At 62.7% G+C, this 19,305-nt stretch carries 18 protein-coding genes; 4 read left to right on the forward strand and 14 right to left on the reverse strand.

Features of this window, described 5'->3' with window-relative positions; translation table 11 throughout:
• Positions 1–8: 8 nt before the first annotated feature.
• From NDI72_RS11715 to NDI72_RS11745, 7 genes are all read right to left on the reverse strand, one after another.
• Positions 9–413 carry a F0F1 ATP synthase subunit epsilon gene (locus NDI72_RS11715; RefSeq protein WP_113153429.1) on the reverse strand — a complete coding sequence of 135 codons (405 nt, stop codon included), beginning with the start codon at positions 411–413 and terminating at the stop codon, positions 9–11.
• 63 nt (positions 414–476) lie between these two features.
• Positions 477–2,024 carry a F0F1 ATP synthase subunit beta gene (gene atpD / locus NDI72_RS11720; protein ID WP_113153430.1) on the reverse strand — a complete coding sequence of 516 codons (1,548 nt, stop codon included), beginning with the start codon at positions 2,022–2,024 and terminating at the stop codon, positions 477–479.
• A gap of 23 nt (positions 2,025–2,047) precedes the next feature.
• Positions 2,048–2,923, reverse strand: a complete 876-nt coding sequence (locus NDI72_RS11725) for a F0F1 ATP synthase subunit gamma (RefSeq protein ID WP_113153431.1) — start codon at positions 2,921–2,923, stop codon at positions 2,048–2,050.
• A gap of 12 nt (positions 2,924–2,935) precedes the next feature.
• Entirely contained in the window at positions 2,936–4,465 is a 1,530-nt protein-coding gene (gene atpA, locus NDI72_RS11730) for a F0F1 ATP synthase subunit alpha (RefSeq protein ID WP_113153432.1), read from the reverse strand.
• Positions 4,465–5,025, reverse strand: a complete 561-nt coding sequence (locus NDI72_RS11735; protein WP_113153433.1) for a F0F1 ATP synthase subunit delta — start codon at positions 5,023–5,025, stop codon at positions 4,465–4,467. The genes atpA and NDI72_RS11735 overlap by 1 nt, the downstream gene beginning before the upstream one ends.
• 226 nt (positions 5,026–5,251) lie before the next feature.
• Positions 5,252–5,647, reverse strand: coding sequence for an AGROH133_08824 family phage infection protein (locus NDI72_RS11740; protein WP_113156064.1), 396 nt, complete (start codon positions 5,645–5,647; stop codon positions 5,252–5,254).
• A gap of 118 nt (positions 5,648–5,765) precedes the next feature.
• The gene (locus NDI72_RS11745; RefSeq protein ID WP_283800544.1) at positions 5,766–7,952 is read right to left on the reverse strand and encodes a primosomal protein N'; all 2,187 of its coding nucleotides are present in this window, start codon (positions 7,950–7,952) and stop codon (positions 5,766–5,768) included.
• Between the two features lie 107 nt (positions 7,953–8,059).
• On the opposite strand from NDI72_RS11745, the gene fsa reads away from it, so the two are divergent.
• The gene (gene fsa, locus NDI72_RS11750) at positions 8,060–8,713 is read left to right on the forward strand and encodes a fructose-6-phosphate aldolase (protein ID WP_206545703.1); all 654 of its coding nucleotides are present in this window, start codon (positions 8,060–8,062) and stop codon (positions 8,711–8,713) included.
• Positions 8,714–9,330: 617 nt separating this feature from the next.
• Here fsa and NDI72_RS11755 read toward each other — a convergent pair.
• The 3 genes from NDI72_RS11755 to leuS form a co-directional block, all read right to left on the reverse strand.
• Complete coding sequence (locus tag NDI72_RS11755) at positions 9,331–10,242, reverse strand: 1-acyl-sn-glycerol-3-phosphate acyltransferase (RefSeq protein ID WP_283800545.1); 912 nt, start codon at positions 10,240–10,242, stop codon at positions 9,331–9,333.
• Positions 10,243–10,456: 214 nt separating this feature from the next.
• Positions 10,457–11,002 (reverse strand): LPS assembly lipoprotein LptE, encoded by a 546-nt coding sequence (gene lptE, locus NDI72_RS11760; RefSeq protein WP_224924892.1) that lies wholly within the window; start codon positions 11,000–11,002, stop codon positions 10,457–10,459.
• Between the two features lie 46 nt (positions 11,003–11,048).
• Complete coding sequence (leuS, locus tag NDI72_RS11765) at positions 11,049–13,679, reverse strand: leucine--tRNA ligase (RefSeq protein ID WP_283800546.1); 2,631 nt, start codon at positions 13,677–13,679, stop codon at positions 11,049–11,051.
• A gap of 110 nt (positions 13,680–13,789) precedes the next feature.
• On the opposite strand from leuS, the gene NDI72_RS11770 reads away from it, so the two are divergent.
• On the forward strand, positions 13,790–14,452 hold the full coding sequence (locus NDI72_RS11770) for a YggS family pyridoxal phosphate-dependent enzyme (RefSeq protein ID WP_206545699.1): 663 nt from the start codon (positions 13,790–13,792) through the stop codon (positions 14,450–14,452).
• A 191-nt stretch (positions 14,453–14,643) separates the two neighbouring features.
• Here NDI72_RS11770 and NDI72_RS11775 read toward each other — a convergent pair whose 3' ends face one another.
• Together NDI72_RS11775 and NDI72_RS11780 are read right to left on the reverse strand one after the other, a co-directional pair.
• Positions 14,644–15,027 carry a hypothetical protein gene (locus tag NDI72_RS11775; protein WP_113153440.1) on the reverse strand — a complete coding sequence of 128 codons (384 nt, stop codon included), beginning with the start codon at positions 15,025–15,027 and terminating at the stop codon, positions 14,644–14,646.
• Positions 15,028–15,202: 175 nt separating this feature from the next.
• A complete protein-coding gene (locus NDI72_RS11780) occupies positions 15,203–15,475 on the reverse strand; it encodes an usg protein (protein WP_113153441.1) in 273 nt (90 codons plus the stop codon).
• Positions 15,476–15,771: 296 nt separating this feature from the next.
• Here NDI72_RS11780 and acs point away from each other — a divergent pair, with 296 nt between their 5' ends.
• Both acs and NDI72_RS11790 read left to right on the forward strand, forming a co-directional pair.
• A complete protein-coding gene (gene acs, locus NDI72_RS11785) occupies positions 15,772–17,727 on the forward strand; it encodes an acetate--CoA ligase (protein ID WP_283800547.1) in 1,956 nt (651 codons plus the stop codon).
• A gap of 273 nt (positions 17,728–18,000) precedes the next feature.
• Positions 18,001–18,339: a hypothetical protein gene (locus NDI72_RS11790; RefSeq protein ID WP_283800548.1), complete on the forward strand. Its 339-nt coding sequence runs from the start codon at positions 18,001–18,003 to the stop codon at positions 18,337–18,339.
• Between the two features lie 224 nt (positions 18,340–18,563).
• Here NDI72_RS11790 and NDI72_RS11795 read toward each other — a convergent pair whose 3' ends face one another.
• Both NDI72_RS11795 and NDI72_RS11800 read right to left on the reverse strand, forming a co-directional pair.
• Complete coding sequence (locus NDI72_RS11795; RefSeq protein WP_283800549.1) at positions 18,564–19,019, reverse strand: thermonuclease family protein; 456 nt, start codon at positions 19,017–19,019, stop codon at positions 18,564–18,566.
• Between the two features lie 40 nt (positions 19,020–19,059).
• A complete protein-coding gene (locus NDI72_RS11800) occupies positions 19,060–19,266 on the reverse strand; it encodes a DUF1674 domain-containing protein (protein WP_283800550.1) in 207 nt (68 codons plus the stop codon).
• Positions 19,267–19,305: the final 39 nt, after the last annotated feature.

Here is a 19,305-nt window from a genome sequence, read left to right on the forward strand (position 1 = left end):
CCTGCCGATCAGGCAGGCAGAATGGCACCCTCAAGGGTCGTCAGCTGATGCAGGAAGTCTTCGGCACGCAGACGCGCCTCGTGATCCCCGGCATCTTCCAGATCCTCGCGGGCCTCCTGAATGCGGCGCGCGATATCTTCGCGGTTGATGTCATCCACATGCACAGCCGATTCGGCGAGAACCGTGCAGCCATCGGGCAGAATGTCGGCAAAGCCGCCAAACACCACATAGCGTTCGGTCTTGCCGCCAGCCGTCACTGCAACGACGCCCGGCTTGATGCTGGTCATCGTCGGCGCATGTGTGGCCATCACGGTCAGTTCGCCCTCAGTGCCGGGAATGACAACCGATTCGACGTCCTGGGAAACCAGGAGCCGCTCGGGCGAGACCAGATCGAATTTGAAGGATTGAGCCATCGTGTCCTACCGGTTTGGCATGAAGGCGGGAGGCCCGAACGGACCTCCCGGTCATTGCCTTGATCAGGCCGCTTCGGCGGCCAGCTTCTGGGCCTTCTCGACGGCCTGCTCGATGGTGCCGACCATGTAGAAGGCAGCTTCCGGCAGGTGATCGTACTCACCGTCACACAGACCCTTGAACGAACGGATCGTGTCTTCCAGGTCCACGAACAGACCCGGCGCGCCGGTGAAGACCTCGGCCACGTGGAACGGCTGCGACAGGAAGCGCTCGATCTTACGGGCGCGGGCAACCGTGAGCTTGTCCTCTTCGGAAAGCTCGTCCATGCCGAGAATGGCGATGATGTCCTGAAGCGACTTGTAGCGCTGGAGGATCTCCTGGACCTGACGGGCCACGCGGTAGTGCTCCTCACCGACGATCATCGGGTCAAGCATGCGCGAGGTGGAGTCCAGCGGATCCACGGCCGGGTAGATACCCTTTTCCGAGATGGCGCGGTTCAACACGGTCGTTGCGTCCAGGTGGGCGAACGAAGCTGCCGGCGCCGGGTCGGTCAAGTCATCGGCGGGCACGTAAATGGCCTGCACCGAGGTAATCGAGCCCTTGGTGGTCGTGGTGATGCGTTCCTGCAGGGCGCCCATGTCGGTCGCCAGCGTCGGCTGGTAACCGACAGCCGAAGGAATACGGCCGAGAAGAGCCGACACCTCGGAGCCCGCCTGCGTGAAGCGGAAGATGTTGTCCACGAAGAACAGAACGTCCTGGCCCTGGTCGCGGAAATGCTCGGCAACCGTCAGACCGGTCAGAGCAACACGGGCGCGTGCGCCGGGCGGCTCGTTCATCTGGCCGAACACGAGGGCGCACTTGGAGCCTTCGGTGGAGCCGTTGTTCTTTGCCGGGTCCTGGTTCACGCCGGACTCGATCATCTCGTGGTAGAGATCGTTGCCCTCACGGGTACGCTCGCCAACGCCTGCGAACACGGAGTAACCGCCGTGCGCCTTTGCGACGTTGTTGATCAGTTCCTGAATGAGAACGGTCTTGCCAACGCCGGCGCCGCCGAACAGGCCGATCTTGCCGCCCTTCGCGTACGGTGCGAGCAGGTCAACGACCTTGATGCCCGTGACCAGGATCTCGGCTTCCGTGGACTGATCCACATATTCCGGAGCCGGCTGGTGAATTGCGCGAACGCCGTCGCCCTTGACCGGGCCGGCTTCGTCGATGTCTTCGCCAACCACGTTCATGATGCGGCCGAGCGTTGCGTCGCCAACCGGCACCGAGATCGGGCTGCCCGTGTCACGGACTTCCATGCCGCGCACCAGACCCTCGGTGGAGTCCATGGCGATGCAGCGAACCGTGTTCTCGCCGAGATGCTGAGCCACCTCAAGCACGAGGCGCGTGCCGTTGTTCTCGGTCTCAATTGCGTTCAGGATCGCCGGCAGGTGATCTTCGAACTGCACGTCGACAACGGCGCCGATAACCTGGCGGATCGTGCCGGCCGAGCCGGTTGCTTTCGTTGCTGCGCTGGACGATGCCGAGCGGGTGGAAGCCGCCTTGCGCGCCGGGGCCGCCTTCTTGGCGGCGGTCGCGGACGCCGTCTTCGGGGTCGCTGCTTTGGCCATTTTCGTTTAACCTCTTCGGTCCGTTAGAGCGCTTCCGCGCCCGAAATGATTTCGATGAGTTCCTTGGTGATCTGCGCCTGGCGCTGGCGGTTGTAGGTGATCGAAAGCTTGTCGATCATCTCGCCTGCGTTGCGCGTCGCGCTGTCCATGGCGGTCATCTTGGCACCCATCTCGCCGGCCGCGTTCTCCAGGAGCGCGCGGAAGATCTGAACCGCGATATTGCGCGGGATCAGATCGGCAAGAATGGCGGGCGCGTCAGGCTCGTACTCGTAGACTGCGTCAGAACCCTGGCCCTCGTCCCCGGCGGGAACGGCAGCCGGGATGATCTGCAGTGCGGTCGGCACCTGCGACATCACCGATACGAACTCGGAATAGAACAGCGTGCAGACGTCGAACTCGCCCTTTTCGAACAGGCCGATGACCTGACGGGCGACGTCGTTCGCGTTGTCGAAACCGATCTTCTTGACCTCGCGGAGATCCACGCGGTCCATGATCAGATCGCCATGATCGCGACGCAGGACATCATAGCCCTTCTTGCCGACGCACAGCACTTTCACCGTCTTGCCTTCGCCAAGCAGCGCGCGGATATGCTCGCGCGCCTTCTTGGCGATCTGGCTGTTAAAGCCACCGCAAAGACCACGCTCGGCGGTGCAGACCACCAGAAGATGCGTTTCGTCCTTGCCGGTACCTGCCATCAGCGGCGGCGCGTCGTTGCCCGACACGGCGCCGGCGATGTTGGTGAGCACGGCCCCCATGCGTTCCGCATAGGGCCGCGCAGCCTCGGCCGCCTCCTGGGCGCGCTTCAGTTTCGCCGCGGCGACCATCTGCATCGCCTTGGTGATTTTCTGCGTCGCCTTGACCGAGGCGATTCGGTTGCGAAGTTCCTTAAGGGAAGCCATGCTCGCTTAGCCTCAGGCGAAGTTCTTGGCGAATGCGTCGATCTGTGCCTTGAGCTTCTCACGCAGATCGTCGGAAAGCGCCTTTTCCTTACGGATCGCATCAAGCACGTCCTTGCCGTCCGCACGCATGTGCGAAAGCAGGCCCTGCTCGAAACGGGTGACATCGGCAAGCGGAAGCTTGTCGAGGTAGCCATTCACACCGGCAAAGATCACGGCAACCTGCTCTTCCGTCTTCAGCGGCGAGAACTGCGGCTGCTTCAGGAGTTCGGTCAGGCGTGCACCGCGGTTGAGCAGGCGCTGGGTCGAGGCGTCGAGGTCAGAACCGAACTGCGCGAACGCAGCCATTTCACGGTACTGGGCGAGCTCACCCTTAATGGAGCCGGCAACCTGCTTCATCGCCTTGATCTGGGCTGCGGAGCCGACGCGCGACACCGACAGACCGACGTTCACGGCCGGGCGGATGCCCTGGAAGAACAGGTTGGTCTCGAGGAAGATCTGACCGTCGGTGATCGAGATCACGTTGGTCGGAATGTAGGCCGACACGTCGTTCGCCTGCGTCTCGATGACCGGCAGAGCCGTGAGCGAGCCGGAGCCCTGCTCGTCGTTCATCTTCGCCGCGCGCTCGAGCAGGCGGGAGTGCAGGTAGAAAACGTCGCCCGGGTAAGCTTCACGGCCCGGCGGGCGGCGCAGCAGGAGCGACATCTGACGGTAAGCAACGGCCTGCTTGGACAGATCGTCATAGGCGATCACGGCGTGCTTGCCGTTGTCGCGGAAGTACTCGCCCATGGCGCAGCCGGCGAACGGAGCCAGGAACTGCATCGGAGCGGCGTCGGAAGCGGTGGCGGCGACGATGATCGAGTATTCGAGAGCGCCGCGCTCTTCCAGAACCTTCACCAGCTGTGCAACCGTGGAGCGCTTCTGGCCAACGGCAACATAGACGCAGTAGAGCTTCTGGCTCTCGTCGTCACCGTCGTTGAGCGGCTTCTGGTTGAGGAAGGTGTCGAGAACGATGGCGGTCTTGCCGGTCTGGCGGTCGCCAATGATCAGCTCGCGCTGGCCGCGGCCAATCGGGATCAGGGCGTCAACGGACTTCAGACCGGTCGACATCGGCTCGTGAACCGATTTGCGGGGAATGATGCCCGGCGCCTTCACGTCAACGCGGGCGCGCGCTTTTGTCTTGATCGGGCCCTTGCCGTCGATCGGGTTGCCAAGCGCGTCAACAACGCGGCCGAGCAGCTCCGGACCGACCGGAACGTCCACGATGGCGCCCGTGCGCTTCACCGTGTCGCCTTCTTTAATGTCACGGTCGCTACCGAAGATAACGACGCCGACATTGTCGACTTCCAGGTTGAGCGCCATGCCGCGGATGCCGCCTGGGAACTCCACCATCTCACCGGCCTGGACATTGTCCAGACCATAGACGCGGGCAATGCCGTCGCCCACGGAGAGCACCTGGCCAACTTCTGAAACTTCGGCTTCCTTGCCGAAGTTCTTTATCTGATCCTTCAGAATTGCGGAAATTTCCGCCGCACGGATGTCCATCAGCCGACCTCTTTCAGTGCAAGCTTGAGCGAATTAAGTTTGGTTTTGAGCGATGTGTCGATCTGGCGCGAGCCCATCTTGACCACCAGCCCGCCGAGAATGGAGGGATCAACGGAAACGTTGATCGAAACGTCCTTGCCAGCCACTGCCTTGAGGGCGGCCTTCAGTTCCTTCTCCTGCGTCGCGTTGAGCGCGTGCGCCGCAACCACGTCCGCCGTCGTCTCACCGCGATCTTCTGCGGCGATATGGCGGAATGCGCGGATCATCTGCGGAACGGCGAACAAACGCCGGTTCTGCGCAACGACACGCAGGAAATTGCCGACCAGGCCCGAAATCCCGGCCTTGTCGAGAACGGCGCTGATCGCCTTCAGCTGGTCGTCAGCCGAGAACACGGGGCTCTCGACGAGACGCTGCAGGTCGTCGCTGCCTTCAAGAAGTTTCTCGAAGCGGTCGAGGTCAGCCTCGACTGTGGAAATCGCCTTGGCTTCCTTCGCCAGTTCAAAAAGCGAACCAGCGTAGCGCCCTGCCATTCCGGAAATCATGGAGCCAGATTGTGCCACGGGATGGTCTTCTCTCACGCCTAGAAGGCCACAAGATTTTATGCTGGAGCTACCTGCTCGGGCTAAATCTCTGACCTGATTGAATTTTTCCCCTCGCAAAAAGACATAGGACATGCCTTCCTGCTGAAAGCCGATTGCCGTCTAGCACAGGCTTCCGAGAGTCGCAACACGCATAGACCCCGCCATAACGGTTGCTTTGTCGCAGTTTCGACGCATTTTTATTCCGTCAGGCCACGAATCCCATGACAAATGCCAGCGGAAGCACCGCCAGAACGAGCGACAGAACAAGAAACACCCAGCTGTAGAGAGCCTTCGCTCCATCCGACAACATCGAGATCACGCAGCCGAAGACCGACACGGTCCAGGCCGCGCCAAGCGCCAGATAGATGAAGGGCTGCGCCAGCATCATCGCCGCCAGTCCGAAGCCGATATAGAAACCGCCAATGATGGCGCGCGGCACCACAAGCATCTCGGTGCGTTCCGCCGCCGGCTGCAGCCTGAAAAGCTTCAGCGCCAGCCGCGGCATGAACATCACGAACAGGCCGATGAGAATCGTCACCGCCGCTGCGGACCATGCCAGCCATTCGCCCTGGGTTACCGGCCAGGGAAAGGACAACGCCATCAGAACCTCCTTGGTTGTGTTGCAGGCAAACATGCCCGCGTCGCGCTTTCGGCCCTCTTAAACCGTATTGCGGTCACAGCGGCATAGCAGCGATGCCACACTTCACAGGAAACTCTGCTCACAGGAAACTCTGCGGATCGATGTCCACCTGCACACGCACGGAGCCGCGCGGCTTCGGGCCGGCCTTCAAAAGATCACGCAGAAAACCCTGAATGTCCGAGCGGCGCGCGCCGTGCACAAGAAGCCGGAACCGATGCCGCCCGGCCACCACGGCAAGCGGCGCTTCGGCCGGTCCCAGCACATCGATTTCCGGGGCCTGTGGCGCTGCGCGGCGCAGACCCCGTGCGTGGCCTTCGGCCTCCATGCGCGTGGCCGCGCTCACGATAATGGCGGCCAGACGCCCGAAAGGCGGCAGGCCCGCACGCTCGCGCTCGGCGATCTCGCGGTCGTAAAACGCCTCCGCATCCCCCGTCACGATGGCCCGCATCACCGGGTGTTCCGGCTGATAGGTCTGGAGAAGACCAAGGCTCTTTCGCCCCGTGCGCCCGGCGCGGCCTGTCACCTGCGCCAGAAGCTGGAATGTGCGCTCGGCCGCACGCGGATCGCCATTGGCAAGCCCCAGATCCGCATCCACCACGCCCACCAGCGTCATGCCGGGGAAGTTGTGCCCCTTGGCCACGAGCTGCGTGCCGATGATGATGTCCGCCTCGCCCTTCTCGATGGCCTCCAGCTCCAGCCGCAGCCGCTTCACCCCGCCCATCATGTCCGACGACAGCATGATGGTGCGCGCATCCGGGAACAGCCGGTCCACCTCTTCGGTAATGCGCTCCACGCCCGGCCCGCAGGCAACCAGATGATCGAGCGTTCCGCATTCCGGACAGGCTTCCGGGCGCGGTTCGTTATAGCCGCAGTGGTGACAGACGAGCTGCCCGCGAAAACGGTGCTCCACCAGCCAGCTCGAACAGTCGGGACACTGGAAGCGATGGCCGCACACCCGGCAAAGGGTCAGCGGCGCATAACCGCGCCGGTTCAAAAACAGCAGGGACTGCTCGCCGCGCGCCAGCGTCTTCTTCATCTCCTCGATGAGAACCGGCGAAAGAAAGCCGCCACGCTCGGGCGCGGCCTTGCGCATGTCCACGGTGGCGAGGTCCGGCAGGGCCGCATCTGCAAAGCGCGACGACAGAACGATGCGCTCATAACGCCCCTGATTGGCGTTAACCCGGCTTTCCAGCGATGGCGTTGCCGAGGCCAGCACCACGGGAAACCCGCCGATATGCCCGCGCACCACGCCCATGTCGCGCGCATTGTAGAAGACCCGGTCTTCCTGCTTGTAGGCCGGGTCGTGCTCTTCATCGATCACGATCAGGCCGAGCTCGCGAAACGGCAGGAAAAGCGCCGAACGCGCCCCCGCCACCACCCGCAGCTGCCCTTCGGCCACCTGCCGCCAGACGCGCTCGCGTTTCTTTGGCGCAAGATCGGAGTGCCATTCGGCGGGCTTGGCGCCGAATCGGTTGTGGAAGCGTTCCAGAAAGGCCTGCGTAAGCGCGATCTCGGGAATGAGGATCAGCACCTGCTTGCCGCGCTCCAGCGCCGCCGCCACCGCCTCGAAATAGACTTCCGTCTTGCCCGAGCCCGTCACACCGTCGATCAGCGTCACGCTGAAAGCGTCGGTCCCGGCCTTTTCCCGCAGGCGCGCGGCGGCTTCCGCCTGGCCGTCGGTCAGGGTCGCCTGCCCGAAGGTTGGGTCAGGTGCAGCCACCAGCGGGCGCGGCGGGATCGAAACCGTCTCGAACACGCCCTGCGAACGCAAGCCTTCGATCACGCTGGAGGAAACGCCTGCCGCATGGGCAAGCCCGGCCCGCGTCCAGGCCTGGCCGTCGCCGGCCATTTCCATCACGCGTTCGCGCGCCGCCGTCAGCCGGTCAGGCCCCATCCCGTCGACGAGCCGCAGCCCCTCGGTCGGCGGCTCGGGGTCGAACGCCGCCGGCGCGCGCAACAGCATGCGCGCCACCATGCCGGGCGGCGAAAGCGTGTAGCTTGCCACCCAGTCGACGAAACGGCGCATCTCTTCGGAGATCGGCGGGCAGTCGAAAACCGCGCTGATGGCCCTCAACCGCTTGGCGGCCACCGCCTCGCCCGGCCCATCCCATACGATGCCGGCCACCTCGCGCGGCCCCAGCGGCACGCGCACGATGGAGCCCGGCTCCACGCGCATGTCTTCCGGCACCGCATAGGAGTAAGGCCGCTCGGCGGGCATCGGCACCATGACCGGCACGACGGTGCTCATTGGCGAATCTTTTGTCATCGGGCGTGACCTTGCCCTGTTCTTGCATTAGAGCAAAGACCGAACATGTGGAGGATGTCGTCGCATCCTCTCAATCCCGGCCTTCCGACTGCCTTAAGGAGTTTGCCATGAAGTTCTTCGTCGACACCGCCGACGTAAACGAAATCCGTGAGTTGAGCGAAACGGGTCTGCTCGACGGCGTCACCACCAACCCGTCGCTGATCATGAAGTCGGGCCGCGACATCATGGAAGTGACCAAGGAAATCTGCGACATCGTCGATGGCCCGGTTTCCGCCGAAGTCACCGCGACGGACTTCGAAGGCATGATGAAAGAGGCCGAAATCCTCTCCAGGATCGCAGACAATATCTGCATCAAGGTGCCGCTCACCATGGACGGCCTCAAGGCCTGTAAGGCGATCACCTCTTCGGGCCGCCTCGTCAATGTCACGCTCTGCTTCTCGGCAAACCAGGCGCTGCTCGCCGCCAAGGCCGGCGCAACCTTCATCTCGCCCTTCATCGGTCGTCTCGACGACATGGGCATCGATGGCATGGACCTGATCGCCGAGATCCGCACGATCTACGATAATTACGGCTTCAACACCGAGATCCTCGCTGCATCGATCCGCACCGTGAACCACGTGAAGCAGGCCGCTCTGATCGGCTCCGACGTGGCAACCGTGCCGCCGTCCGTTCTCAAGGCGCTGGTCAAGCACCCGCTCACCGACAAGGGCCTCGAAGCCTTCCTCGCCGACTGGGCGAAGACCGGCCAGAAGATCGGCTGAGGCTTCTCACGCTCAAAACATCGGTGCAGGAAAATCACCGGCATCGAAGCCCCTTCTCCCCGCAAGCGGGGAGAAGGTGAGGATGAGGGGCGAGCGCCAGCAACAACAGCGTGCGCGCCCTTCTTCCCCGAAAACGGATTTCTACCATCGCACGCCCCTCATCCCCCTGCCGGGACCTTCTCCCCGTTCACGGGGAGAAGGGGGCTGTCACGATGTTCAGCACGCCCCTCGGCATGCGTCTCGCCAACTGTGGCCGCTAACCTTCAAAGGTCGCTTGCGGGTCTTCGCGAAGCCGGTGCACGGTGTGCTCCTGAAGGCGCACGACCATATCCGCCGGCTCCCCCTCACCCAGCGCATCCGGCCCTTCTTGTTCAGAAGCTCATGGAACAGCGTCATGTCGCGCAGTTCAGTGGAATAGCGCGGCAGTAGATGGAACCTAAAGTACCCCCCCGGTGCAAGTCTTGTACCGACACAGGCGCCCCCTTCTCCCCGCCCGCGGGGAGAAGGTGAGGATGAGGGGCGAGCGCCAGCGCCAGCAGCAGGCGCGCCCTTCCTCTCCGAAAACTGATTTCTACCATCGCACGCCCCTCGGCATGCGTCTCGCCAACCTTCGGCCACTAACCTTCAAAGGTCGCGTGCGGATCTTCGCGCAGCCGGTGCACCGTGTGCTCCTGAAGGCGCGCGGCCATATCCGCCGGCTCCCCCTCACCCAGCGCATCCGGCATGATCGGCTTGCCGATCACCATGTTGATCGCCCGGCCCTTCTTGTTCAGAAGCTCATGGAACAGCGTCATGTCGCGCAGTTCGGTGGAATAGCGCGACAGAAGATAGAACAGGCCCGAATTGCGCGCCGTCATGTTCATCGGCACAACCGGCACCTGATAGCGGCGCGCCAGCGCAACGACTGAAGGCTGCCAGGGGCGCTCGGTGAGCTTGTCCCTGTTCCAGTAGGCAATGCGCCCGGACGGGAACAGAACGATGGCCTTGCCGCCGGTGAAGGCCTTGGCCGTCATCTCCAGCGTGTCGCGGCTCTTGGCGTGGGATTTTTCGCCCGCGCGCCATTCCACCGGAATGATGAGATCGCGGAACCGCGTGTTGACCCGCAGCGCATCGCGGTTGGCGAAGATTGCGAGATCCGGCCGCACGCCCTTCATCAGATCGTAGACGGCGATGCCGTCAGCGATGCCGGTCGGGTGATTCGGCGCGAGAATGAAACCGCCCTTTTCGGGGATGTTCTCCATCCCGCTCGCCGAAATCTCCAGCGACAGGAGCCTGCTGATGTAATCGAAGGACTCCCAGCCGGAGAGTTCCGCCACTTCGTCAGCCATCACCACCGCCTGGCGGTAGTGCAGGAAGCGGTAGAGGAATGGCTGCGCCAGCGGCCACAGCATGTTCTGCGAAAGATGGGTGGTGCGCTCGGCGATCAGCTGATCGACCACATGCGGGTCTTCGGGCGCGTGGACATCACGGCCCAGAACGCGGTTCCCCAGAACCGCGGCCACAGACGTCAGCGTCGTGTGCAGAGCCATGGACGAAGCGCTCCCTGAAGCATCTCGGTTCCTGTCATGACCGTCATCCCGCTCCTTCGTCTTACCCGAAGAGGATCTCTTACGGAAACTGGGCAACATTCAGAGATCACGCCTCGCAGGCTGTTTCACCGAATACTGTGACGACGCAATGACACGAACGCAAGAATGGGCTCCGTGGTTGCAACGATACCGCGAACATGCCGCCGGGTCGCGTTTACGATCCGGCCCCGGCGCGCGCCAGGTCCTGCCCGAGCGCCAGACGCAGCTGCTCGGCCAGTTCGCGGGCCGCACGGTCCTCGGCATTGCGCGCAGCGCGCAGCGCCGCAAACTCCTGACGCGGCACGTCATAGGCGGAAGAAATCTCACGCTTTCCGGTCGCGACAACCTGGCCGGTCTCGCCATCGGTCAGCTTGTAGACGGCGGTCATGGTGAGAAGGCTGGCGGTGGGCTCGTTGTCGGTGCGCACCTGAACGCGGGCCGCTGCGGAGCTCGAACGCGTGATCTTGAGATCAAGCGCGTAGCGCGCACTGGCCGGCTGCCCGGCTCCGCCGTTAAGCAGGAAAATCAGATGGTTGCGGACCTGCTGCCCGTAGCGCGTGTCCACCGGCGCGATGGCGATGGACGACATCGCCGGCGATGAGGCAACGCCGCTCGACGTTACGTCCGGCGTCGCCATAAGGGGGCGCACCGTGCAGCCAGACGCCACGGCTAAAGACAAAGCCAGGCCGGCCAGAAGCGAAACACGAAACGTCGGGTTCAAGGTTTCCCCCTGTTTTCCAAACAGCATAAATCCGGGTTCCGCAGCATCAGGCAACGATGTTGACGATGCGCTGCGGAACGACAATCACCTTGCGCGGCTGCGAACCGTTCAGCACCTTCTGGACGAAATCGAGTTTGAGCACCGCATCTTCGACCGCAGATTGATCTGCGTCGCGCGCAATTGTCAAATCGCCGCGCTTCTTTCCGTTGATCTGCACGGGCAGAACGATTTCATTGTCCACGAGCAGCGCCGGATCGAATTCCGGCCAGGCGCTCGCGGCAACCATGCCTTCGCCGCCAATCTGCGCCCAGCACTCTTCGGCCAGATGCGGCATGAAGGGGGCAACCAGATGGATCAGGATGTCGACAGCCTCGCGCGCTGCGGCCTTCGCGGCCTCGTCGGCGCCGGCGTCAAGCGCGGAAAGCGGCTCCTGCAGATCGTTGACGAGCTGGTGGACACGCGCGATGGCGCGGTTGAAGGCCAGCTTCTCGATGTCCTCGCCCACGGCCTTGAGCGCCTTGTGCGCCGCCTTGGAAGCAGCAAGAACCGGTCCGTCGGTTGCCGCCTTCGGCGTCACGCCGCGCACATGTTCCGCCGTTTCGCAGACCAGACGCCAGACGCGCTGCACGAAGCGGTGTGCGCCCGTCGCGCCGTCGTCGGTCCATTCCACGTCGCGCTCGGGCGGCGAATCCGACAGCATGAACCAGCGCGCCGTGTCCGCGCCGAAGGACTCGATGATGTCCTCGGGGCTCACCGTGTTCTTCTTGGACTTCGACATCTTTTCCAGCGCGCCGATCGTCGCCGGCTCGCCGGTGGAGATCTCGACAGCCGAACGCGCATCGCCCGAACCGGAGAATTCGATCTCGTTGGGAGCCAGCCAGCGGCCATCAGCGGCGCGATAGGTCTCGTGCACCACCATGCCCTGCGTGAACAGGCCCTTGAAGGGCTCCGCCAGGCTCAGATGACCGGTGTCGCGCATGGCGCGGGTGAAGAAGCGCGAATAGAGCAGATGCAGGATCGCGTGCTCGATGCCGCCGATATACTGATCGACCGGCAGCCATTCATTGGCCGCTTCCGGGTTGGTCGGGTCATTCTCCCACGGCGCGGTGAAGCGCGCGAAGTACCAGGACGAATCGACGAACGTGTCCATCGTGTCCGTCTCGCGCCGCGCGTCCGAGCCGCATTTCGGGCATTTGACATGCTTCCAGGTCGGGTGACGATCAAGCGGGTTGCCGGGACGGTCGAACTCGATGTCGTCGGGCAGCTTGACCGGCATGTCGGCCTTCGGCACCGGCACCACACCGCAATCGTCGCAGTGGATCATCGGGATCGGGCAGCCCCAGTAACGCTGGCGCGAAACGCCCCAGTCGCGCAGGCGGAAGTTCACCTTGCGCTCGCCCACCGGGCGGCCATTGATCGTCTCGGAGGAGAGGCGGTTGGCCACTTCCTCGAACGCCGCCTTCGGCTTCATGCCGTCGAGGAAGCGCGAATTGATCATCACGCCGTCGTCGGTGAAGGCTTCCTCGGTGATCTGGAAGGTCGCGGCATCCGCGCCGTCCGGCATCACCACCGGCGTCACCGGCAGGCCGTATTTGTTGGCGAAGTCCAGGTCGCGCTGGTCGCCCGACGGACAGCCGAAGATCGCGCCCGTGCCGTAGTCCATCAGCACGAAATTGGCGACATAGACCGGCAGCGTCCATTCCGGATCGAAGGGATGACGCACGCGCACGCCCGTGTCGAAGCCCTTCTTCTCGGCCGTTTCCAGCGCCGCTGCCGAAGTGCCCATGCGGCGGCACTCTTCGCAGAATGCGGCGAGCTCGGCATTGTCGGCGGAAAGCGTCTTTGCAAGCGGGTGATCGGCGGCAATCGCCATGAAGGATGCGCCAAACAGCGTGTCGGGCCGGGTCGTGTAGACCTCCAGCTCGTTCGTGCCCTCGTTCGTGCCCTCGGGCGCGCTCTCTTCCGTCAGCGCCCAGCGGACCAGCATGCCCTCGGAACGGCCGATCCAGTTGCGCTGCATCAGGCGCACCTTCTCCGGCCACTGGTCCAGATCGTCGATGGCGTCGACCAGATCCTGCGCGTAATCGGTGATCTTGAAGAACCACTGCGCCAGCTCGCGCTGCTCGACTTCCGCGCCCGAACGCCAGCCGCGACCGTCGATCACCTGCTCATTGGCGAGCACGGTCTGATCCACCGGGTCCCAGTTGACCTTGGAGGTCTTGCGCGTCACCAGCCCCTTTTCGAAGAAATCGACGAACAGCATCTGCTGGCGATGGTAGTAGTCCACGTCGCAGGTGGCGAACTCACGGCTCCAGTCCAGCGACAGGCCGAAGGTCTTGAGCTGATCACGCATCACCGCGATGTTCTGATAGGTCCACTCCTTGGGGTGCACCTTGTTCTGCATCGCGGCGTTTTCCGCCGGCATGCCGAAGGCGTCCCAGCCCATCGGGTGCAGAACGTTGTAGCCCTTGGCGCGCTTGTAGCGCGCAACCACGTCGCCCATCGTGTAGTTGCGGGTATGACCGATGTGAATGCGGCCCGAGGGATAGGGAAACATCTCGAGCACGTAGTATTTCGGACGCCCGTCATCATTGCTGGCCTCGAACAGCTTGGCCTCGTCCCAGGCCTTCTGCCAGCGGGGTTCTGCTACGCGGGGGTTATAACGTTCGGTTGCCATGGCCGGATTTTCACAAGATAAGAGCGGAAATTATGTTGGCGGACCTTCACCATGGTTTCGGCGAACCGTCAACTCCAAGAGGCCTTTTTGAAAGAGGGATCAGCGACAGGATGAGCCACGCCGTCGAAAATCTGCAGGACGTCAAAGCGAAGATCGCCGCCGCCGAAAAGGCCGCAGACCGCGCTCCGGGCGCGGTCACGCTGGTCGCCGTTTCCAAGACTTTCGAGGCCGATCAGGTGCGTCCGGTCATCGAAGCCGGCCAGCGCGTTTTCGGCGAAAACCGTGTTCAGGAAGCCCAGGGCAAATGGCCCGCGCTGAAGGAAGCCTTCCCCGATATCGAGCTTCGCCTGATCGGCCCGCTCCAGTCCAACAAGGCCGCCGACGCCGTCGCCCTGTTCGACGTGATCGAGAGCGTCGATCGCGAGAAGATCGCCCGCGCGCTTGCCGCCGAGATCAAGAAGCAGGGCAAAGCCCCGCGTCTTTATGTCCAGGTCAATACGGGGCTTGAAGAACAGAAGGCCGGCATCGATCCGCGCCAGACCGTCACCTTCGTCAAACATTGCCGCGAGGAATACGGCCTCGCCATCGAAGGGCTCATGTGCATTCCGCCCTTTGACGAGCACCCCGGCCCGCATTTCGCGCTGCTCAGGAAGCTCGCGGCCGAAGCCGGCGTCGAGAAATGCTCCATGGGCATGTCCGGCGATTACGAGAAGGCCGTCGCCTTCGGCGCGACCAGCGTGCGCGTGGGATCGGCGATCTTCGGCGCACGCTAAAGCAATTCCAGGAAAAGTGGGAACCGGTTTTCCGTCCGGAATTGCGCAAGCACAGTGAACTGGAACGTTCTCGCAATTCCAGGAAAAGTGGGAACCGGTTTTCCGTCCGGAATTGCGCAAGAACAGTGAACTGGAACGTTCTCGCAATTCCAGGAAAAGTGAGAACGCTCTAGACCTGCGTCTTCCGCCCATCACCCGCCGGAGGTCGCACGGCCCGTCGAGCGCGCCACGATTATCAGGAACAGAAGCGCGGAAAGCAGAACGAGGGTCGCGCCTGCCTTGGCGAGGCCTTCGCCGGCATTCATGATCGCCATCGCAATGCCCGGCACCATGATGATCACGCCCACTTCAGCGAGGATCACCTGCACCCCGGCCAGCCGGCTTTCGGCCGCCGTCGGCACGAGCGTGTAGAACGTTCCGTAAAGCGCGATGCTCGCCCAGCCCACCAGGTTGAGGTGCCCATGGGCCGGCGACAGGGTGTGATCCCCGGACGCCGCCATGTAGATGCCGAAACTCATTCCGAGCACGGCGTAAAGAGCCGCCGTCACCCAGCAGATTCTTGCAAGTGTTTTCATGTCTTTGCCCAATCTGCGCCCAATCTGCGCAGGCCGCGACACTGTTCGCGCCCTGCGCGTTTCCCCCCGCGTTTTTTGCGGATCACAAATTTACGCCCCACGGGAGGTGGGTGAAAAGATCATCAAAAAGGCGTAGTTCCTTCAGACCCGGCACCTCAGCCATGGGCCTTACGCCTCAGTGCAGAACCAGCTCTCCCGCCAGGCTGCGCCATTCGCTCGGCGAAATCAGCTTCCTGTGCGTGTAGGTCACCGAGTGAAGCGGCCCGTCGAGGGTCTCGTTCCAGAAGTCGATGAACCGGTAGAGCGCGGGAAAGTCCGGCGCGGTGTCGTAGTGTTGCCAGATGAAACTCTGCAATATCGTCGGGTGGTCCGGCAGGTGGTAGAGAAATTCCGCCGTCGTCAGCCCATAGCCCCGGAGCATCAGCTCCATTTCGCCCGTTTGCTGCATGTGCTGCCTTTCCGAATCAGGTTCCGGATCAAAAAAGTGTCGGGCTAAAACCGGCGACCGTCCAGTTGAAAGCGCTCACGCAGACGTAAATTTATCGTGTTATTACATATTGTTAGCAGCCTTTCGGAATCGGTGCTAACGGTCTGGACCATGCGTTCTTTCGCCGCCGCACCCGTGCCGCCAAATGTCTAATGTTGTAGCAACAGGCAGAATGGTAATAATGCGCGCGAGCCAGGAGCCTCCGCGTCGCATGACGCGATTCCAGTCCCAGCAAGTGCCTACCCGGAGGAGGAAAAATGTCCGAAGTGCATGTTCACCGCGTCCAGCCAGCGTGGAAGGAAAACGCGCTCATCGACAATGAGACGTATCTCGAATGGTATGAGAACAGCATCAAGGACCCGGAGAAGTTCTGGGAAAAGCACGGCAAGCGCATCGACTGGTTCACGCCTTACACCAAGGTGAAGAACACCTCGTTCGAGGGCGACGTGTCGATCAAGTGGTTCGAGGACGGCGTCACCAACGTCTCCTACAACTGCATCGACCGCCATCTGGAGAAGCGCGGCGACCAGACCGCCATTATCTGGGAAGGCGACAACCCCTACGACGACAGGAAGATCACCTATCGCGACCTGCACGACAGGGTCTGCCGGCTCGCCAATGTGATGAAGTCGAACGGCGTCAAGAAGGGTGACCGCGTCACCATCTACATGCCGATGATCCCGGAAGCGGCCTATGCGATGCTCGCCTGCACGCGCATCGGCGCGGTTCACTCGGTGGTGTTCGGCGGCTTCTCGCCCGATTCGCTCGCCGGCCGCATCGAGGACTGCAAGTCCGATTTCGTCATCACCGCCGATGAGGGCCTGCGCGGCGGCCGCAAGGTTCCGCTGAAGGAAAACACCGACAAGGCCATCGCGCTTGCCGAAGCAGCCGGAGCGAAGGTGCGTCACGTGCTGGTCGTGCAGCGCACCGCCGGCAAGATCAACTGGTTCGAGGGCCGCGACCTCTGGTACCACGAGGAAACCGCGAAGGCGGAGCCGGTGTGCGAACCGGAGAAGATGAACGCCGAAGATCCGCTGTTCATCCTCTACACGTCCGGCTCCACCGGCAAGCCAAAGGGCGTGCTGCACACCACGGGCGGCTATCTCGTCTACGCCTCGATGACGCATGAATATGTGTTCGACTATCACGAGGGCGACGTCTACTGGTGCACGGCCGATGTGGGCTGGGTCACGGGCCACAGCTACATCGTCTACGGTCCGCTGGCCAACGGCGCCGTCACGCTGATGTTCGAGGGCGTGCCGAACTATCCGGACGCATCCCGCTTCTGGCAGGTGGTCGACAAGCACAACGTCAACATCTTCTACACCGCCCCCACCGCCATCCGCGCGCTGATGGGCGCCGGCGACGACTTTGTCACCTGCACCTCGCGCAGCTCCCTGCGCATTCTCGGTTCGGTCGGCGAGCCGATCAATCCGGAAGCATGGGAGTGGTATTACAACGTGGTCGGCGAGAAGAAGTCGCCCATCGTCGATACCTGGTGGCAGACGGAGACCGGCGGCATTCTCATCACGCCGCTGCCCGGCGCAACGGATCTCAAGCCCGGCTCGGCCACCCGCCCCTTCTTCGGCGTGCAGCCGCAGCTCGTCGATGGCGAGGGCAAGGTGCTCGAAGGCGCGACCAGCGGCAATCTGTGCATCACGGATTCCTGGCCCGGCCAGATGCGCTCGGTCTATGGCGATCATGAGCGCTTCATCCAGACCTACTTCTCCACCTACAAGGGCAAGTATTTCACGGGTGACGGCTGCCGCCGCGACGAGGACGGCTTTTACTGGATCACCGGCCGCGTCGATGACGTGATCAACGTGTCCGGCCACCGCATGGGCACGGCCGAGGTCGAATCCGCGCTGGTCAGCCATGACAAGGTGTCGGAAGCCGCCGTCGTCGGTTACCCGCACGATGTGAAGGGTCAGGGCATCTACTGCTACATCACGCTGATGGCCGGCGAAGAGGGTTCCGAGGAGCTCAAGAAAGAGCTGGTTGCGCATGTGCGCAGCGAGATCGGCCCGATCGCCTCGCCGGACAAGATCCAGTTCTCGCCGGGCCTGCCGAAGACCCGCTCGGGCAAGATCATGCGCCGCATCCTGCGCAAGATCGCCGAGGACGATTACGGCGCGCTGGGCGACACCTCGACGCTCGCCGATCCGGCCGTGGTCGACGATCTGATCGACAACCGTCAGAACAAGAAGGGCTGACGCCCTGCCCGGAGCCGGAAGCGGCTCCCGGGCGCATACAAACGGACTTTGGGCAGAACGCCGCGCATTCACCCGAATGCGCGGCGTTTTCTTTGCCCCTTGCACGAGGCGGCATCCATCTCCACATTGTGTGTATCGTCAACGAACCGAAAGGGGGTGATCCAATGTCGAGTGATTTCCGTTCAAACGTGGTCTCGATGGATTGCCTTCACGGGGAGCAGACTTCCCGCTGAAGCGCATGAAACGCGGACGGCCTGCTTCGGCAGCCTGACCATGACCGCGTGCGAATTCGAAAACACGGGGCCGTTCCTTCGGGAGCGGCCTTTTGTTTTGGGGATGGGTTCAGCAGCCGATTTCGGCACGGATTTTGTCGACGATTTCCTTGTTTGGACAAACATTCTCGCAGGGAATACCGTCCTTGTCGGCGTCAGCGCGTTTATAACCTTCACACCACATGATCACGGCCTCGCGGCACGAGCTGACCGATTTGCAAGTTCTTCGTCGTTGAACGAGCAGAACCTTGCCATTTCCGGCCCAGGTAGAAGACGGCCTGATCAAATCCGCATTCGCCGGTGGCTGAGCCACAAGCAAAGCACCGCACGTCAGCAGTAAAGTGAAAATCCCCCGTCCCATCGTGAGAATATGAGCCGGCAACGGTACAAGTTCAAGCAGTCTGCATAATACCAAAGCGGCTAAGCGTTCTGCCAGAATGCCTAAGGCAGTTCCAGGCATCCAGGGAACGAGCTAAAGGCCCATGAGGCACTGCCCTTCTAGACTTGTCGAACAGTGATAGCGCTGGATGAGGGGCGAGCGCCGACGCTTCAAAAACCGCCCCATCAGCAGACAAACGAAACCCGCCGGCCACCGCCATAGGCAGCCACCAGCTGCGCATCGAGCAGCCGCGCGGCCACATCGCCACCCGGCTCCGTCGCGACATCGGCCAGAACCCGCCCGTAATATTTGCCGCCGCTGATGGCGCTGATCCAGACCGTTCCGCCATCCAGAAGCGCTTCAAGCGCAGCCTTCGCCTGGCGGGCCGCCGCCTTCTCGGCGGCGCATCGGCTGCGAAGCTCCGGCGCATCGACGCCGCGAATGCGCACACTCACCGTGATGCGCTGCCCCGGCCATATATGCGCCTCGGCAATGAAAGTATCGCCGTCAACAACGCGCAGAACGCTGGCCCGCACAGGGCCCGGTATCGCCTCTCTGCGCCCGGCAAGCGCAGCCGTCTGCCCGCTCCAGAAGAGCGCGAGCAAGACAAAGACCATGCATTTCAGGCGAGACCGGATCATGGAAGGAATATATTCCTTCATTGGGATCCGGGCAACCCTGTCAGAAATCGGTGGCGATGCCCTTCACTTCCCAGTCGCCGTAGCGCGCCGGGTCATGGCCGCCGCGCCCGCCCAGCTCCTTCGGAGCCTTTGCCGCAGCAGCCTCGATGTCCTTCAGTCGCGCCTCGGCTTCCGCCAGCGCACGCTCGGCTGCCGGCGAGAGAACCTTTGCCGACGCATCTTCTTTTCGGTCCGTTTCGTCTTTCACCGCAACTTCCTCTCGAAAACCGGATTATTGAATACACGA

Origin of the sequence: Nitratireductor sp. GZWM139 (assembly GCF_030068685.1) — a bacterium.
Taxonomy (GTDB): Bacteria; Pseudomonadota; Alphaproteobacteria; order Rhizobiales; family Rhizobiaceae; genus Nitratireductor; species Nitratireductor aquimarinus.

What these genes read in the sequence shown, in the direction of transcription:
- NDI72_RS11715 (WP_113153429.1), bottom strand. Translation starts at nt 413, where the DNA reads ATGGCTCAATCCTTCAAATTCGATCTGGTCTCGCCCGAGCGGCTCCTG.
- atpD (WP_113153430.1), bottom strand. Translation starts at nt 2,024, where the DNA reads ATGGCCAAAGCAGCGACCCCGAAGACGGCGTCCGCGACCGCCGCCAAG.
- NDI72_RS11725 (WP_113153431.1), bottom strand. Translation starts at nt 2,923, where the DNA reads ATGGCTTCCCTTAAGGAACTTCGCAACCGAATCGCCTCGGTCAAGGCG.
- atpA (WP_113153432.1), bottom strand. Translation starts at nt 4,465, where the DNA reads ATGGACATCCGTGCGGCGGAAATTTCCGCAATTCTGAAGGATCAGATA.
- NDI72_RS11740 (WP_113156064.1), bottom strand. Translation starts at nt 5,647, where the DNA reads ATGGCGTTGTCCTTTCCCTGGCCGGTAACCCAGGGCGAATGGCTGGCA.
- NDI72_RS11745 (WP_283800544.1), bottom strand. Translation starts at nt 7,952, where the DNA reads ATGACAAAAGATTCGCCAATGAGCACCGTCGTGCCGGTCATGGTGCCG.
- fsa (WP_206545703.1), top strand. Translation starts at nt 8,060, where the DNA reads ATGAAGTTCTTCGTCGACACCGCCGACGTAAACGAAATCCGTGAGTTG.
- NDI72_RS11755 (WP_283800545.1), bottom strand. Translation starts at nt 10,242, where the DNA reads ATGGCTCTGCACACGACGCTGACGTCTGTGGCCGCGGTTCTGGGGAAC.
- leuS (WP_283800546.1), bottom strand. Translation starts at nt 13,679, where the DNA reads ATGGCAACCGAACGTTATAACCCCCGCGTAGCAGAACCCCGCTGGCAG.
- NDI72_RS11770 (WP_206545699.1), top strand. Translation starts at nt 13,790, where the DNA reads ATGAGCCACGCCGTCGAAAATCTGCAGGACGTCAAAGCGAAGATCGCC.
- NDI72_RS11775 (WP_113153440.1), bottom strand. Translation starts at nt 15,027, where the DNA reads ATGAAAACACTTGCAAGAATCTGCTGGGTGACGGCGGCTCTTTACGCC.
- NDI72_RS11780 (WP_113153441.1), bottom strand. Translation starts at nt 15,475, where the DNA reads ATGCAGCAAACGGGCGAAATGGAGCTGATGCTCCGGGGCTATGGGCTG.
- acs (WP_283800547.1), top strand. Translation starts at nt 15,772, where the DNA reads ATGTCCGAAGTGCATGTTCACCGCGTCCAGCCAGCGTGGAAGGAAAAC.
- NDI72_RS11790 (WP_283800548.1), top strand. Translation starts at nt 18,001, where the DNA reads ATGACCGCGTGCGAATTCGAAAACACGGGGCCGTTCCTTCGGGAGCGG.
- NDI72_RS11795 (WP_283800549.1), bottom strand. Translation starts at nt 19,019, where the DNA reads ATGATCCGGTCTCGCCTGAAATGCATGGTCTTTGTCTTGCTCGCGCTC.